General features: G+C 75.4%; 2 protein-coding genes. Both read left to right on the top strand.

Features of this window, described 5'->3' with window-relative positions; all coding sequences use genetic code 11:
* The first annotated feature begins 52 nt into the window (after positions 1–52).
* Positions 53–11,251 (top strand): type I polyketide synthase, encoded by an 11,199-nt coding sequence (locus ACZ4D5_RS24180; RefSeq protein ID WP_467774490.1) that lies wholly within the window; start codon positions 53–55, stop codon positions 11,249–11,251.
* Between the two features lie 97 nt (positions 11,252–11,348).
* Positions 11,349–18,474, top strand: a 7,126-nt coding sequence (locus tag ACZ4D5_RS24175) for a type I polyketide synthase (RefSeq protein ID WP_467774489.1), incomplete at its 3' end; no start/stop codon positions are given.

Below are 18,474 nucleotides of genomic sequence, written 5' to 3'. Positions count from 1 at the left end.
CTTCCCGCGGGCGCACGCACACTTCCGTCTCACCCTCGGGGGACACGCAAGCATGGATGACGCCAAGAAGCTCCGCCACTATCTGACCCGGGTCACCGCCGAGCTGAAGGAGACCCAGTCACGGCTGAAGGCCGTGGAGTCGGCCGGCAGCGAGCCGGTGGCGATCGTCGGGATGAGCTGCCGCTTCCCCGGCGGCGTGGCCTCGCCCGAGGACCTGTGGCGGCTGCTTTCCGAGGGCGGCGACGCCATCACGGGCCTGCCCGCCGACCGCGGCTGGGACCCGGCGTCCCTGATCGACGTGACCGGGGAGCGCCCCGGCTCCTCGTACGTCGCCGAGGGCGGATTCCTGCACGACGCGGGGGAGTTCGACGCCGACTTCTTCGGGATATCCCCGCGCGAGGCCCTCGCGATGGACCCGCAGCAGCGGCTCCTCCTGGAGACCTCCTGGGAGCTGTTCGAGCGCTCCGGCATCGCGCCCGACGCCCTGGAGGGCAGCAGGACCGGCGTCTTCATCGGCTCCAGCTTCCGGGACTACGGCAGCAGGCTGCCCGCGATCCCCGAAGAGGTCGAGGGCCACGCCATGACGGGCACCGCGGGCAGTGTGGCCTCGGGCCGCATCGCGTACAGCTTCGGTCTGACGGGTCCCGCGGTGACGGTGGACACGGCGTGCTCGTCGTCGCTGGTGGCGCTGCACCTCGCGGTGCAGGCGCTGCGGCAGGGCGAGTGCGCGATGGCGCTCGCGGGCGGCGTCGCGGTGATGTCGACGCCCGACCTCTTCACGGAGTTCAGCCGGCAGCAGGGCCTGGCGCGGGACGGCCGCTGCAAGGCGTTCGCCGCCACCGCCGACGGCATGAGCGCGGCCGAGGGCGTGGGCCTGCTGCTGGTCGAGAAGCTCTCGGACGCGCGCCGCAACGGCCACCAGGTCCTCGCCGTGATCCGCGGCTCGGCCGTCAACCAGGACGGCGCCTCCAGCGGTCTGACCGCGCCCAACGGCCCCGCGCAGCAGCGCGTGATCCGGCAGGCCCTGGCGAGCGCCGGGATGAAGACCTCCGACGTCGACGTGGTCGAGGCGCACGGCACCGGCACGGCCCTGGGCGACCCCATCGAGGCGCAGGCCCTGCTCGCCACGTACGGCCAGGACCGTGAAGTCCCGCTCTACCTCGGCTCGTTGAAGTCCAACATCGGCCACACGCAGGCCGCGGCGGGCGTGGCGAGCGTCATCAAGATGGTCGAGGCGATGCGGCACGGCGCGGTGCCGAAGACGCTGCACGTCGACGAGCCGACGCCGCACGTGGACTGGACCGCGGGCGCCGTGGAGCTGGTGACCGAGTCGCGTCCGTGGCCGGAGACGGGCCGGGCGCGCCGTGCGGGTGTGTCGTCGTTCGGTGTGAGCGGGACGAACGCGCACGTCATCGTCGAGCAGGCCCCTGCCGATGAGACCCCCGAGGCCGAGGTCGCGTCCGGTCCTGCCGGACTCGTCTCCGACGGTGGTGTCGTGCCGTGGGTGTTGTCGGGGCGGTCGGCCGCGGGTCTGCGCGGACAGGCGGAGCGGCTGCGGGAGTTCGTGGCTTCCTCCGAGGCCTCGGTCGCCGACCTGGGGTGGTCGTTGGCGTCTTCGCGTGCGGGTCTTGAGCACCGTGCTGTGGTGCTGGGGGCGGACCGTGGGGAGCTGCTGGCCGCGTTGGAGGCGGTGGCGGCGGGGGAGCCCGCCGAGGGTGTGGTGTCCGGGGTGCGGGCCGACGAGGGTGACGGCGTGGTGTTCGTCTTCCCGGGGCAGGGTTCGCAGTGGGCCGGGATGGCCACCGAACTCCTCGACTCCTCCCCGGTGTTCGCGCACCGCTTCACCCAGTGCGCGGCCGCCCTCGCGCCGCACATCGACTGGGTCCCGGTCGACGTCCTGCGTGAGGAGCCGACCGCGCCGTCGCTGGACCGTGTGGATGTCGTCCAGCCGATGCTGTGGGCCGTCATGGTCTCCCTCGCCGAGGTGTGGCGCGCGCACGGCGTCAAGCCCGCCGCCGTAGTGGGCCACTCCCAGGGCGAGTTGGCGGCTGCTGTGGTGGCCGGTGTGCTGTCGATCGAGGACGGTGCGCGGATCGTCGCGCTGCGCAGTCAGCTGATCGGGCGTGAGCTGGCGGGGCAGGGTGGCATGGTGTCCGTGCCGGTCGGCGAGGACGCCGCGGAGGAGCTGATCGAGCCCTGGGCGGGCCGCATCAGTGTGGCCACGGTCAACGGCCCGCAGTCCACGGTCGTCGCCGGTGAGGCCGCGGCTCTGGACGAGCTGATGGCCGCCTGTGAGCGCGACGGGGTACGGGCCCGTCGCATTCCGGTGGACTACGGTTCCCACACGCCGCAGGTCGAGCAGCTGAAGGACGCGTTGCTTGAGCTGGCTGCTCCCGTGACGCCGCGTTCGGGCGACGTACCCATGTACTCGACCGTGACCGGTGAGCTGCTGGCGGATGGTGTGGCGGATGCGGAGTACTGGTTCCGTAATCTGCGGCAGCCGGTGCGGTTCCACGACACGGTGCGGGAGTTGATCGCTTCGGGTCACACCACCTTTGTCGAGGTCAGCCCGCATCCCGTGCTGACGTCTCCGGTCGAGGAGACCGGCGAGGCCGTCGGTACGGACGTCTTCGCGGGCGGCACCCTGCGTCGCGAGCAGGGCGGCACCCGGCGCTTCCTCACCTCCCTCGCGGAGCTGTGGGCGCGCGGCGTGGAGCCCGACTGGCAGGCCGTGTTCGGCGGCAGCGGCGCCCGGCGCGTCGACCTGCCCACGTACGCCTTCCAGCGCCGCCACTACTGGCTGGACGGCGCGGCCGGTGCCGCCGAGGTGTCCGGGGCCGGTCTCTCCGCGCTCGGCCACCCGCTGCTGGCCGCGGGCATCGCGCTCGCGGACGGCGAGGGCCACCTCTCCACGGGCCGCATCTCCCTGCACACCCACCCCTGGCTCGGCGACCACACGGTGCTCGGCCGGGCCATCGTGCCCGGCGCCGCCGTGCTCGAACTGATGCTGCGGGCGGGCGAGAGCGTCGGCTGCGAACTCCTCGACGAACTCGTCCTGCACGCCCCGCTGGTCGTGCCGACCGGCGACACGGCGGTCGACATCCAGGTCGCCGTCGACGCCCCCGACGAGCAGGGCAGGCGCGCGGTGCGGCTGCACTCCCGCGCCGTGCGTCCGGGCCAGGAGGACGACGGCGCGGAGTGGGTCTGCCACGCCGACGGACTGCTGACCGCCGCGCCCGCCGACGAGCAGCACGCGGCCGACGCCGCCTGGCCGCCGGCCGGGGCACAGGCCGTGGACATCGACGGACTCTACGAGCGCCTGGCGGCCACCGGCTACGGCTACGGTCCGACCTTCCAGGGCGTACGCGCGGTATGGCGGCGGGGCGACGAGCTGTTCGCCGAGGTCGCGCTGCCGGAGGGCGCCGAGCGGGACGCCGGGCGGTTCGGGGTGCACCCCGCGCTGGTCGACGCCGCGCTGCAGACACGGCTCGTGACCCTGCTGGAGGGCGACGGCGAGCGGATGATGCCGTTCTCCTTCGCCGGGGCCCGCCTGCACGCGACCGGTGCCACCACGGCACGGGTCCGGCTGACGCCGACGGGCGCCGACTCGCTCGCGGTGCGGCTGACCGACGGCACCGGCCTTCCGGTGCTCACCATCGACACGATCACCTCGCGGCCGCTCACCGCCGACGCGCTCGCAGGGCAGAGCGTGGACTCGCTGTACGAGGTCAACTGGACGCCCCTGTCGGGCGGTTCCGGCGACATCACCGACGTCCCCGGGTCGACCGTGGTCCTGGGCGACGGCCTGCCGGAACTCGGACTGCCGCGCCACCAGGACCTCGCCGCGCTCGCCGGGAGCGTCCGGGACGGCGGAGCCGTGCCCGCGACCGTGCTCCTGCCCTGCCCGGCGCCGTCGGCCGCGGACACCCCCGCCGCCGTGCGTGAGCTGCTGGCCTCCGTGCTCGCCGCCGCGCAGGAGTGGCTCGGCATCGCCGAGCTGGAGGAGGCGCGCCTTGCCGTGGTGACCCGCGGCGGTGCCGCCGTGGCGCCGGGCGAGCGGCCCGAGCCCGGGCAGGCCGCCGTGCAGGGCCTGATCCGCACGGCGTACTCCGAACACCCCGACCGCTTCCTGCTGGTCGACCTGGACGGGGCCCCGGCGTCCGCCGCCGCCCTGACCGCCGCGGTCGCCGGTGCGGTGGCCGCGGGCGAGTCCGCCCTCGCCCTGCGCTCCGGAACGGCGTCCGTGCCCCGGCTCGGCCGGGTCTCCTCCGCCGGCGCCGGCACCCTGGCCCTGCCCGACGCGGACGTCTGGGGCGTGGACCTGGACACGGCGGGCACCCTGGACGGGCTGAGCCTCGCCGCCGCCCCGCGCGCCGCCGAGCCCCTCGCGGCGGGCCGGGTCCGGGTGGCCGTACGCGCCACCGGCGTCAACTTCCGAGACGTCCTCGTGGCGTTGGGCGTCGTCCCCCACACCGAGGCGCTGTTCGGCAGCGAGGGCGCGGGCGTCGTCACCGAAGTGGGCCCGGGCGTCACCGGGTTCGCGGTCGGCGACCGCGTCATGGGCCTGCTGTCCGGTTCGTACGCGGGGCCCTCGGCGGTGGCCGACAGCCGCATGCTCGTGGCGATGCCCGACGGCTGGTCCTTCGCCCAGGCGGCCTCCGTGCCCGCGGCGTTCCTCACCGCCTACTACGCGCTGTACGACCTCGCCGAGCTCCGCGAGGGCGAGTCCCTGCTCGTCCACGCGGCCGCGGGCGGCGTCGGCATGGCCGCCGTGCAGCTGGCCCGGCACCTCGGCGCCGAGGTGTACGCGACGGCGAGCGAGGCCAAGTGGCCCACCGTGCGCGCCACCGGCGTCGCCGACGAGCGCCTCGCCTCCTCGCGCAGCCTGGACTTCGCCGACCGGTTCCTGGAGCGGAGCGAGGGACGCGGCGTCGACGTCGTCCTCAACAGCCTGGCCCGGGAGTACGTGGACGCCTCGCTGCGGCTGCTGCCGCGCGGCGGCCGGTTCGTCGAGATGGGCAAGACCGACATCCGTGACGCCGACGAGGTCGCCGCCGCCCACTCCGGCGTGCGGTACCGGGCCTTCGACCTCGGCGAGGCGGGCGCCGACCGGCTCGGCGAGATGCTCACGCACCTGGCCGCACTCTTCGCCGACGGCGAGCTCGCGCCGCTGCCCGTCACCGCCTGGGACACCCGCCACGTCCCGCAGGCCTTCCGGCACATGAGCCAGGCCCGGCACACCGGCAAGGTCGTCCTGACCAACACGCGCACCACCCTCGACGGCACCGTTCTGGTCACCGGCGGCACCGGCCTCATCGGCTCCGCCGTGGCCCGCCACCTGGTCACCGCGCACGGCGTCACCGACCTCGTGCTCACCAGCCGCCGCGGCCAGGACGCCCCCGGCGCCCGGGAGCTCGCCGCCGACCTTGCCGGGCTCGGCGCCACCGTGCGCGTCGAGGCCTGCGACGCGGCCGACCGCGCGGCCCTCGGCACGCTCCTGGACGGACTCGACGAGCTGTGCGGCGTCGTGCACGCCGCCGGAGCCCTCGACGACGGCATCGTCTCCGCGCTCACCCCCGAGCGCCTGGACACCGTGCTGCGCCCCAAGCTGGACGCCGCCTGGAACCTCCACGAGCTCACCCGCGGCCGCGACCTCGCCCTGTTCGTGCTGTTCTCCTCGGCCGCGGGCGCCCTCGGCTCCGCGGGGCAGGGCAGCTACGCGGCGGCGAACTCCTTCCTCGACGCCCTCGCCGAACAGCGGCGTGCCCAGGGCCTGCCCGCGCACTCCCTCGCCTGGGGACTGTGGGCCGACCGCAGCGCCATGACCGGCGCGCTCGGCACCGCCGACCTGGACCGCATGCGGCGCATCGGCATCCGGCCGCTGGCCACCGAGGAGGGCCTCGCCCTCTTCGACGCCGCGGTGCGCCTCCCGTACCCGTACACCGTCCCGGTCCGCCTCGACGTGGCCGCGCTGCGCGAACAGCGGCCCCCGGCCCCGCTGTTCCGCGCGCTGGTGCGCACCACGGTCAAGCGCGCCGCCGCCAACACGCCCGCGGGCGGCGGCGACGGGCTGCGCGAGCGCCTCGCCGCGCTGGCCCCGGCCGAGCGCGACCGCGAGCTCACCGAGCTGGTGCGCGCCCAGGCCGCCCTCGTCCTCGGCCACGGCTCCGCCGGGGCGGTGGAGGTCGACCGGGCCTTCCGCGACATGGGCTTCGACTCGCTGACCGCCGTCGAACTGCGCAACCGGATCGGCTCCGCCACCGGCCTGCGCCTGCCCGTGACCGCCGTCTTCGACCACCCGACGCCCGCCGCGCTCGCGGCCGAGGTGGGCGTGCGGCTCGGCGTCGACGCCGGTGCCGCGCCGGACCGCGCGGCCCCGGTCGCCGCCCCGGCCGTGGCGTCCGGCGACGACCCGATCGTCATCGTCGGCATGAGCTGCCGCTTCCCCGGCGGCGTCGACTCGCCCGAGGCGCTGTGGCAGCTGCTCACCGACGAGCGCGACGCCATGGGCGACTACCCCACCGACCGCGGCTGGGACTCCGTCGACCTGCACAACCCCGAGGCCCCCGAGCTGCACTTCGCCAAGGTCGGCGGATTCCTGCACGACATGGCGGACTTCGACCCCGGCTTCTTCGGGATGTCGCCCCGCGAGGCGCAGGCCACCGACCCCCAGCAACGGCTGCTCCTGGAGGCCACCTGGGAGGCGCTGGAGCGGGCCGGCATCGACCCGAACGCCCTGCGCTCCACCCCGACCGGCATCTTCACCGGCCTGATCTACAACGACTACGCCGCGCGCTTCCCCGACCTGCTCAGCGGTTACGAGGGCTACCTCGGCAACGGCAGCGCCAACAGCGTCGCCTCCGGCCGCATCGCCTACACGCTCGGCCTCGAGGGCCCCGCGATCACCGTCGACACGGCGTGCTCGTCCTCGCTGGTCGCCCTGCACCAGGCCGCGCACGCCCTGCGCAACGGCGACTGCACGCTCGCGGTCGCCGGCGGCGTCACCGTCATGTCGACCCCGCGCCCGATGGTGGAGTTCAGCCGCATCAGCGGTCTCTCGCCGGACGGCCGCTGCAAGGCCTTCTCCGCCGAGGCCAACGGCATGGGCTTCGCCGAAGGCGTCGGCATGCTGGTCGTCGAGCGGCTCTCGGACGCGCGCCGCAACGGCCACCCCGTCCTCGCGGTGCTCCGCGGCTCCGCCCTCAACCAGGACGGCGCGTCCAACGGCCTGACCGCGCCGAGCGGCCCCGCGCAGCAGCGCGTCATCCGCCAGGCGCTGGCCAACGCCGGACTCACCACCGCCGACGTCGACGCCGTCGAGGCGCACGGCACCGGCACCCCGCTGGGCGACCCCATCGAGGGCCAGGCGCTGCTCGCCACGTACGGCCAGGACCGCCCCGAGGACAAGCCGCTGCTGCTCGGCTCGGTGAAGTCCAACATCGGCCACACCCAGGCCGCGGCCGGTGTCGCGGGCGTCATCAAGATGGTGCTCGCCCTGCGCCACGGCGTCGTGCCGCGCACGCTCCACATCGACGAGCCCACCTCGCACATCGAGTGGGACTCGGCGGGCGTGCGGCTCGCCGAGGCGAGCGTGCCGTGGCCCGAGACGGGCAGGCCGCGGCGCGGCGCCGTCTCCTCCTTCGGCATCAGCGGCACCAACGCCCACGTCATCCTCGAACACGCCCCGGAGCCCGAGCCCGAGGCCACCGAGGACACCGGCGACCACCTGCCCTGGGTGATCTCCGCCAAGAGCCCGGAGAGCCTGCGCGAGCAGGCCCTGCGGCTGCACGCGCACGTGAGCGCCGCCCCCGAGGCCGCCGTCGTCGACATCGCGCGCTCGCTCCTGACCACTCGCGCGGGATTCGAGCACCGCGCCGTCGTCATCGGCCGCGACCGCGAGGAAATGCTGCAGCGCCTGGCCGCGTTCGGCCGCGGCGACGAGAGCCCCGGCGTGATCCAGGGCACCGCGGCGCGCGACACCAGGACCGCCTTCGTCTTCCCCGGCCAGGGCTCGCAGTGGGCGGGCATGGCGACCGAACTCCTCGACTCCTCCCCGGTGTTCGCGGAGCGGTTCGGCGAGTGCGCGGCCGCGCTCGCCCCGCACATCGACTGGGTGCCCGCGGACGTGCTGCGCGAGCGCGAGGACGCCCCGTCGCTGGACCGTGTGGACGTGATCCAGCCGATGCTGTGGGCCGTCATGGTCTCCCTCGCCGAGGTGTGGCGCGCGCACGGCGTCAAGCCCGCCGCCGTAGTGGGCCACTCCCAGGGCGAGTTGGCGGCCGCCGTGGTCGCGGGTGTGCTCTCCCTCCAGGACGCCGCGCGGATCGTCGCGCTGCGCAGCCAGCTGATCGGGCGTGAGCTGGCGGGGCAGGGTGGCATGGTGTCCGTGCCGGTCGGCGAGGACGCCGCGGAGGAGCTGATCGAGCCCTGGGCGGGCCGCATCAGCGTCGCCACGGTCAACGGGCCGCAGTCCACGGTCGTCGCCGGTGAGGCCGCGGCTCTGGACGAGCTGATGGCCGCCTGCGAGCGCGACGGGATACGGGCCCGTCGCATTCCGGTGGACTACGGCTCCCACACGCCGCAGGTCGAGCAGTTGCGCGCGGCTCTGTTGGAGCTCGCGGCTCCCGTGACGCCGCGCCCGGCCCAGGTGCCGATGTACTCGACGGTGACCGCCGAACTCCTCGAGGACGGCACGGCCGACGCCGAGTACTGGTATCGCAACCTGCGCGAGCCCGTCCGCTTCCAGCAGACCGCGCAGGCGCTCGCCGACGCGGGCCACGGTGTCTTCGTCGAGGTCAGCCCGCACCCGGTGCTGACCACCGGCATCGAGGCCAGCCTCGCGGACCTCGCGGCCGACCCCGTGGTCGCCGGCACCCTGCGGCGCGACGACGGCGGCCGCAGCAGGCTCCTGACCGCCCTCGCCGAACTGTTCGTGGCCGGCGCCCCCGTGGACTGGTCGGGCACCTTCGACGGCGGCAGGACCGTGGACCTGCCCACCTACGCCTTCCACCGGCAGCGCTACTGGCTGGACGCCCCCGCGCCCGCCAGGGGCACCGCGGACTCCGGCGTCGACGGCGCCTTCTGGACGGCGGTCGACGGCGGCGACACCGAAGAGCTCGCCGCCGCGCTCGGCGTGGCCGACGACTCCGTGCGCTCCTCACTCGCCACCGTCCTGCCCGCGCTCTCCGCCTGGCACGGCAAGCAGCGCGAGGAGTCCGCCGTGGACGCCTGGCGCTACGGGATCGAGTGGGCGCCGGTCCAGGACACCGGGGCCCGCCTCACGGGCACCTGGCTGCTGGCCGTGCCCGAGGAGCGCGCCGACGACCCGTCGGTACGGGCCGTCGGCGCGGGCATCGAACGCCGCGGCGGCACCGTCCGCCAGGTCCTGCTCCCCGCGGAGCGTGCCGAGGACGCCGATGACGCCGCCACCGCGGGCGAACTCCCGTACGTCGCCGAGATCTCCGTACGACTGCGTGCCGTCGAAGGACACGAGCAGGCGGCCGGAGTCCTCGCGCTGACCGGAGGGGAGGAGGCCTCCCACCCGGCGCACCCCGGCGTGCCCCTCGGCTTCACCCGCACCCTCGGGCTGATCCAGGCCCTGGCCACCACCGCCGTCACCGCCCCCATGTGGTGCGTCACCAGCGGCGCGGTCACCACCGGCAGCAGCGCCGAACTCACCGGGCCCCGCCAGGCGATGGTGTGGGGCCTCGGCCGGGTCGCGGCCCAGGAGTACCCGGACCGCTGGGGCGGCCTGGTCGACCTGCCCGCCGAGCCGGGGGAGCGGGACATCGACCGGCTCTGCGCCCTGCTGACCGGCGAGACGGGCGAGGACCAGCTCGCGGTGCGCCCCTCCGGCGTCCGCGCCAGGAGGCTGGTGCGCACGGCCGCCTCCGCGGGACGCGGCGGCGCCTGGCAGACCCCCAAGGGCACCGTCCTGATCACCGGCGGCACCGGCGCGCTCGGCGGCCACATCGCACGCTGGCTCGCGGAGCGCGGCGCCGAGCACCTGCTGCTCCTGAGCAGGAGCGGCCCCGGGGCCGACGGCGCCGACGAGCTGCGGGCCGAACTGACCGCGGCGGGCGCACGGGTGACCATCCTGTCCTGCGACGCGGGCGACCGCGACGCACTGGCGGCCGTGCTGGCCGACATCCCGCGGGAGCTGCCGCTGACCGCGGTCTTCCACACCGCGGCCGCCCTGGACGACGGCCCGCTGGAGACGCTGACCGTGCCCCGCGTGGCGGCCTCGCTCCGCTCCAAGGCCGGCGCCGCGTGGAACCTCCACGAGCTGACCGCGGACGCGGACCTGTCGGCGTTCGTGCTGTTCTCGTCCACGGCCGGCACCTTCGGCGCCGCGGGCCAGGGCAACTACGCGCCCGGCAACGCCTACCTGGACGCGCTGGCCTGGTACCGCAGGGCCCACGGCCAGGTGGCGACCTCCATCGGCTGGGGCGCCTGGGACCAGGGCGGCATGGCGGAGAAGGACGCCGTCGCCGACCTGCGGCGCAGGCACGGCGTGCCGCTCATGTCCCCCCGGCGCGCCACCCTTGCCATGGAGCGCGCGCTCGCCGGCGACGACACCTTCGTGGTCCTCGCCGACATCGAGTGGGACAAGTTCCAGCTCGCCTACACCGCCGCGCGGCCCAGCCCCCTGCTGTACGGCCTCGCGGAGGTCCAGCGCCCCCAGGAGACGGGCGCGGACGGGGCGGGCACCGGCGGCACGGCGGGCCCCGCGCTCGCCGAACGCCTGCGCGGCCTGGCCCGCAAGGAGCAGGACCGGGTGCTGCGCGAGGCGGTCCGCACCCACGCCGCCGCCGTGCTCGGCCACGACGGTGCCGAATCGGTGCCGCTCGCCCGCCCGTTCGGGGAGCTCGGCCTGGACTCGGTGACCGCGGTGGAGCTGCGCAACCGGCTCGGCAACGCGGTCGGCCACAAGCTGCCCGCGGGACTCATCTTCGACTACCCGACGGTCGCCGACCTCGTCGCCTACCTGCACGACCTGCTGTGCGGCGACGAGACGTCCACCAGCCCGCTCCTTGCCGAACTGGACCGCCTGGACGTCGAGTTGGCCACCCTGCGCGACGACGACCCGGCCAGGGGAGAGGTGGCGGAGCGGCTGGAGAAGCTGCTGCGCCGCGTCAGCCCCGACTCGGTCGTCACCTCGGGCGCGGGGGCCGCGCAGGGCTGGGACCTGCAGGCCGCCTCCCAGGACGAAGTGTTCGCAATGATCGACGAAGAGCTGGGGGAGTCGTGATCCGCACCGGCCGGACGCCCTGCGCGCCGCCCTTGTGACCCGACCCGGAACACGACTGCCGACCCTTTAGTGCTGCAAAGGAATGGACCCGTCCCCCATGGCCAATGAAGAGAAGCTCTTCGACTACCTCAAGCGCGTGACCGCCGAGCTCAAGGAGACCAAGTCACGGCTGCGCGAGGTGGAGTCGGCGACCGCCGAACCGGTGGCGATCGTCGGCATGAGCTGCCGCTACCCGGGGGGCGTGGCCTCGCCCGAGGAGCTCTGGCGCCTGGTGGCCGACGGCACCGACGCCGTCTCCGGGATCCCGCTCGACCGCGGCTGGGACGTGGCGGGCCAGTTCGACGTCACGGGCGAGCGCCCTGACACCTCGTATGTCGCCGAGGGCGGATTCCTGCACGAGGCGGCCGAGTTCGACTCCGCCTTCTTCGGGATCTCCCCGCGCGAGGCGCTCGCCATGGACCCGCAGCAGCGGCTCCTCCTGGAGACCTCCTGGGAGCTGTTGGAGCGCTCCGGCATCAACCCCACCGCGCTGCGCGGCAGCGACACCGGCGTCTTCGTGGGCTCCAGCTTCCACGGGTACGGCGACCCGGCCACCGCCCCCGACGAGGTGCAGGGCTATCTGCTCACCGGCCGCGCCGACAGCGTCATCTCCGGCCGGATCTCCTACACCCTCGGCCTCGAAGGCCCGGCGCTCACCGTCGACACGGCCTGCTCGTCCTCCCTCGTGGCGCTGCACCTGGCGGTCAACGCGCTGCAGCGGGGCGAGTGCTCGCTGGCGCTCACCGGCGGCGTGATGGTCATGTCGACGCCCGAGGTCTTCGTCGGGTTCAGCCGCCAGCAGGGGCTCTCCCGCGACGGCCGCTGCCGCGCCTTCGCGGACAGCGCCGACGGCACCGGGCTCGGCGAGGGCGTCGGCCTGCTCCTGGTCGAGCGGCTCTCCGACGCGCGCCGCAACGGCCACCAGGTCCTCGCCGTCGTCCGCGGCACCGCCGTCAACCAGGACGGCGCCTCCAACGGCCTGACCGCGCCCAACGGCCCCTCCCAGCAGCGCGTCATCCGCCAGGCCCTGGACACCGCGGGACTCGCCCCCGCCCAGGTCGACGTGGTCGAGGCGCACGGCACCGGCACCACCCTCGGCGACCCCATCGAGGCCGACGCCCTCCTGGCCACCTACGGCAAGGACCGCCCGCGGGAGCGCCCGGTGCTCCTCGGCTCGGTGAAGTCCAACATCGGCCACACCCAGGCCGCCGCGGGCGTCGCGGGGATCATCAAGATGGTCGAGGCGATGCGCCACGGCACGGTCCCCAAGACGCTGCACGTCGACCAGCCCACCACCCACGTCGACTGGGCCTCCGGCGCCGTCGAGCTGGTGACCGAGAGCCGCGCGTGGCCGGACACCGGGCAGCCGCGCCGGGCCGGCATCTCCTCCTTCGGCGTCAGCGGCACCAACGCGCACGTCATCGTGGAGCAGGCGCCCGCGGAGGAGCCCGCGGAGGCTGCCGACCCCGCCGAGCCCGGTGACGCGCCGGCACGGCAGGTCCCCGCCGGAGTGGTGGCCACCGGCGCCGTCGTGCCGTGGCCGGTCTCCGGCCAGTCCGCCGCCGGACTGCGCGGACAGGCCGCGCGGCTGCGGGAGTTCGCCGACGCCACCGGCGCGGCCGCCGTCGACACCGGCTGGTCGCTCGCCACCGCCCGCGCGGGTCTGGAGCACCGCGCCGTGGTGCTCGGCGGCGACCCCGATGAGCTCGCCGCGGGCCTGGCCGCCGTCGAGAACGGCGAGCCCGCCGCGGGCGTCGTCTCCGGCGTCCTGTCCGGAGAGCTCTCCTCCGACGTGGTGTTCGTCTTCCCCGGCCAGGGCGCGCAGTGGGCGGGCATGGCCACCGAACTCCTCGACTCCTCCCCGGTGTTCGCCGCCCGCTTCGAGGAGTGCGCGGCCGCGCTCGCCCCGCACATCGACTGGGCGCCCGAGGACGTGCTGCGCGAACGCGAGGGCGCGCCGTCGCTGGACCGCGTCGACGTGGTCCAGCCCCTGCTGTGGGCGGTCATGGTCTCCCTGGCCCACCTGTGGCGCGGCCACGGCATCGAGCCCGCCGCCGTAGTGGGCCACTCCCAGGGCGAGTTGGCGGCCGCCGTGGTCGCCGACGTGCTCTCCCTGGACGACGCCGCCCGCGTCGTCGCGCTGCGCAGCCGCCTCATCGGCCGGGAGCTCGCGGGCCAGGGCGGCATGGTCTCGCTGCCGCTGCCCCGGGCCGCCGCCGAGGAACTCATCGCCCCGTGGGACGGCCGGATCGACGTCGCCACCGTCAACGGGCCGCAGTCCACGGTCGTCGCCGGTGAGGCCGCGGCTCTGGACGAGCTGATGGCCGCCTGTGAGCGCGACGGGATACGGGCCCGCCGCATTCCGGTGGACTACGCATCGCACACCGCGCAGGTCGAGCAGTTGCGTGAGGCCCTGCTGGAGCTCGCGGCTCCCGTGACGCCGCGCCCGGCCCAGGTGCCGATGTACTCGACGGTGACCGCCGAACTCCTCGAGGACGGCACGGCCGACGCCGAGTACTGGTACCGCAACCTGCGCGAGCCCGTCCGCTTCCACGACACGATCGAGGCCCTCATCCGCGAGGGCAGCACCACCTTCGTCGAGGCCAGCGCCCACCCGGTGCTCACCGCCGCCGTCGAGGACGCGGGCAGCGCCCTGGACACCGAGGTCGTCGCGGTCGGCACCCTGCGCCGCGACGAGGGCGGCCCGCGCCGCCTGCTCACCTCCCTCGCGGAGCTGTGGGTGCGCGGCGTGGAGCCCGACTGGCAGGCCGTGTTCGCGGGGTCCGGCGCGGCCCCCGTCGCCCTGCCCACCTATGCCTTCCAGCGCCGCCGCTACTGGCTGGACAGCGCGGCGGGCACCGCCGACGTCTCGGGCGCCGGGCTGACCGCGCTCGCCCACCCGCTGCTGTCCGCGGGCATCGCCCTCGCCGACGGCGAAGGGTACGTCTGCACCGGACGCCTGGGCCCCGACTCCCACCCCTGGCTCGCCGACCACACGGTCGCGGGCCGCACCGTGGTGCCCGCCGCCGTCCTGCTCGAACTGGCCCTGCACGCGGGCGAGCACCTGGGCGCCGACCGCCTCGCGGACCTGGAACTCCACCAGCACCTGGTGCTGCCCGACGCCGCGCAGGGCAGCGCGCCCGGCGTCGACCTCCAGGTCGTCGTGGACGCCCCCGACGAGCGGGGCGAGCGCCGCGTGCGGATCTTCGCGGCCGCCGACGCCTCCGACGACCCCGAGCGCACCTGGACGCTGCACGCCACCGGCGTCCTCGGCACCCGCTCCGACGCCACCGCCCCCGACGAACTCGGCGGCGTCTGGCCGCCCGCCGGTGCCACCGCGGCCGACCCCGATGAGCTCTACGCCCGCCTGGCCGAGGCCGGCTTCGCCCACGGCCCGGTCCTCCGCGGCCTGCGCGGCGTCTGGCACAGCGGCCGGGACGTCTTCGCCGAGGCCGAGCTCGCCGAGTCCGCCGCCGGTGACGCCGCGCGGTTCTGCGTGCACCCCGCCCTGGTGGACGCCGCGCTCCAGCCCGCCGAGGGAGCGACCGCCGCCGCCTTCACGGGCGTCGAGCTGCACGCCACCGACGCCACCGCCGTCCGCGTACGGCTGCGCTCCACCGGGTCCGACGCGGTCGAGCTGCTCCTGACCGACCCCACGGGACGCCCCGTGCTCACCGTCGAGCAGGTGACGACCCGCCCCGTCGACACCGTCGCCGCCGAGATCGCCGGTACGCCGCAGGCCCTGTCCTCGCTGTACGAGGTCTCCTGGACGGCACTGCAGGACGCAACCGCCGTACAGGGCAACGGCGTTCAGGCCGTCCTGGGCGAGGGGCAGGCTCCCGAGGGCGCCGCCGTCCTCGCCGACCTCGACGCGGTGCGCGCCGCCGTGGCAGGCGAGGGCGGGGCCACCGCGCCCGACACGGTGTACCTGACCGTGCCGGACACCGCGGGCACGCAAGCGAACACCGCGGGCACGCAAGCGGACACCGCGGCCGGGACCCCGCAGGCCGCAAGGGACGCCGCGGTCGACGCTCTGCGGGCCGTCCGCTCCTGGCTGACGGACGACGCCCTCGAAGCCGTCCACCTGGTGGTGCTCACCCACCGCGGCGCCGCCGTGTCCGCAGACGAGCCCGTCGAGGTCCCCGCGGCGACCGCGCGCGGCCTGGTGCGCTCGGCCGCCGCCGAGTACCCCGGCCGCCTCACCCAGATCGACCTCGACGGCACCGCCTCCTCCCTCGCGGCCCTGCCCGCCGTCGTGGCGGCGGCGACGGCCGCCGGTGAACCGGAAGTCGCCCTGCGTGAGGGCGCCGCCCGCGTGCCCAGGCTGTCCCGGGTCCGCGACGCCGAGCCCGCGCCCTTCCCGCGCGCCGGCGAGGGCACCGTCCTCATCACCGGCGGCACCGGTGTGCTCGGCGCCGCCGTGGCCCGCCACCTGGTCACCGCGCACGGCGTCACCGACCTCGTGCTCACCAGCCGCCGCGGCCAGGACGCCCCCGGCGCCCGCGAGCTGACCGCCGACCTTGCCGAACTCGGCGCCCAGGCCCGCGTCGTGGCCTGCGACGTGGCCGACAGGGACGCCGTGGCCGGGCTCGTCACCGCCCTGCCCGCACTGCGCGGTGTCGTGCACGCCGCCGGTGTCCTGGACGACGGCGTCGTGTCCGCCCTCACCCCCGAGCGCCTCGACACGGTGCTCCGCCCCAAGGCCGACGCCGCCTGGCACCTGCACGAACTCACCGCGGACCTCGACTTCTTCGTCCTGTTCTCCTCCGCGGCCGGCGTCTTCGGCGCCCCCGGCCAGGGCAACTACGCCGCGGCCAACGCGTTCCTGGACGCCCTCGCGCAGCACCGCCGCGCCCAGGGCCTGCCCGCGCACTCCATGGCCTGGGGCCTGTGGGCCGACGCCAGCGCCATGACCGGCGTACTGGACCAGGTCGACCTGCAGCGCATCGGCAGGACCGGCGTCCGGCCGCTGGACACCGCGACGGGGCTCGCCCTGTTCGACGCGGTCCTCGGCCTCGACCGGGCGCTCACCGTGCCCATCGGCATCGACCTGGTCAAGGCCCGCACGGCCGACACCGTGCCCGCGCTGCTGCGCGGCCTCGTCCGGCCGCGCCGCGTCCTCGGCCGCGCGTCGGCCGAGAGCGCCACCCTCGAACTCGGCGACCGGCTCGCCGCGCTCCCCGAGGCGGAGCGCCGCCGCACCCTCGTGGAGCTGGTGCGCACCCAGGCCGCGGCCGTGCTCGGGCACGACGACACGAGCGAGGTCGGCGCGGACCGGCCCTTCAAGGCCCTGGGCTTCGACTCGCTCACCGCCGTCGAACTGCGCAACCGCATCAACACCGCCACCGGCGTACGGCTCTCCGTCACCGCCGTGTTCGACCACCCCACGCCCCTCGCGCTGGCCGCGCACCTGCTGCCGCTGGTGCTGCCCGACGCCGCGCCCGCGGCCCCGGCGCAGCCCCTCACGGTCACCGTGGCCCGCGCCGACGACGAGCCCATCGCCATCGTCGGCATGGGCTGCCGCTTCCCCGGCGGCGTGACCTCGCCCGAGGACCTGTGGCGGCTCCTCGCCGACGAGACCGACGCGCTCAGCGACTTCCCCACCGACCGCGGCTGGGACCTGGAGGCCCTGTTCGACCCGGACCCGGACCGCGCGGGCACCTCCCACACCCGCACCGCCGGGTTCGTCGACGACGTCGCCGACTTCGACGCGGAGTTCTTCGGTATCTCGCCGCGCGAGGCGCTCGCCATGGACCCGCAGCAGCGCCTGCTCCTGGAGACCACCTGGGAGGCCATGGAGCGCGTCGGCATCGACCCGCTGAGCCTGCGCTCCACCCCGACCGGCGTCTTCATCGGCGGCGCCGTCTCCGGCTACAGCACCGACCTGTTCACCGCGGAGGACGGGCTCGACGGCCACCTGCTCACCGGCAACGCGACCAGCGTGGCCTCCGGCCGCCTCTCGTACACGTTCGGGTTCGAGGGTCCCGCGGTGACGGTGGACACGGCGTGCTCGTCGTCGCTGGTGGCGCTGCACCAGGCGGTGCAGGCGCTGCGGCAGGGCGAGTGCACCCTCGCCGTGGCCGGCGGTGTCGCCGTCATGCCCACCCCCCGGCTGCTCGTCTCCTTCAGCAGGCAGCGCGGGCTCTCCCAGGACGGCCGCTGCAAGGCGTTCGCCGCGGACGCGGACGGCACCGGCTTCGCCGAGGGCGTCGGCGTCCTGCTGGCGGAGCGGTTGTCGGACGCGCGGCGCAACGGGCACGAGGTGCTCGCGGTGGTGCGGGGTTCGGCGGTGAACCAGGACGGCGCGTCCAACGGCCTGACCGCGCCCAACGGTCCCTCGCAGCAGCGGGTGATCCGCCAGGCGCTGGCCAGCGCGGGCGTGGCGGCGGCCGAGGTCGACGTCGTCGAGGCGCACGGCACCGGCACCTCCCTGGGCGACCCGATCGAGGCCCAGGCCCTGATCGCCACCTACGGTCAGGACCGGGCGGCGGACCAGCCCCTGCTCCTGGGCGCCCTGAAGTCGAACATCGGTCACACGCAGGCCGCCGCCGGTGTCGCCGGTGTCATCAAGATGGTCGAGGCGATGCGGCACGGCGTGGTGCCGAAGACGCTGCACGTCGACGAGCCGACACCGCACGTGGACTGGACCGCGGGCGCCGTGGAGCTGGTGACCGAGAGCCGCGCGTGGCCGGAGACCGGCCGCCCGCGCCGGGCGGGTGTCTCCGCGTTCGGCATCAGCGGTACGAACGCCCATGTCGTCCTGGAGCAGGCGCCGGTGGAGGAGCCCGTTCCCGCGGAGGAGCCCGTCGAGGCCCCCGCGGTCGACGGTGTGCTGCCGTGGGTCGTCTCCGGTCGCACCGCCGCCGGTCTGCGCGGACAGGCCGCGCGACTGCGGGAGTTCGCCGCCACCACGGACGCCGCCGCCATGGACATCGCCTGGTCGCTGCTGTCGACCCGAGCGAGCCTCGAACACCGCGCCGTCGTGCTCGGCGAGGACCGCGCCGAACTCCTGGCCGGGCTCGACGCCCTGGCCGCCGGAGAGCCGGCCGGGAACGTGGTGCGCGACATCGCCGCGGGCGACCGCCGCCTGGCTCTGGTGTTCTCGGGTCAGGGGGCTCAGCGGGTCGGTATGGGGCGTGAGTTGGTGTCTGTTCCGGGCTTTGGTGAGGTGTTTGAGGAGGTGT

Source organism: Streptomyces sp. NPDC025651 (assembly GCF_055558735.1).
Note: the sequence above shows the minus strand (reverse complement) of the source record. Positions and strands in the feature narration are given on the sequence as shown.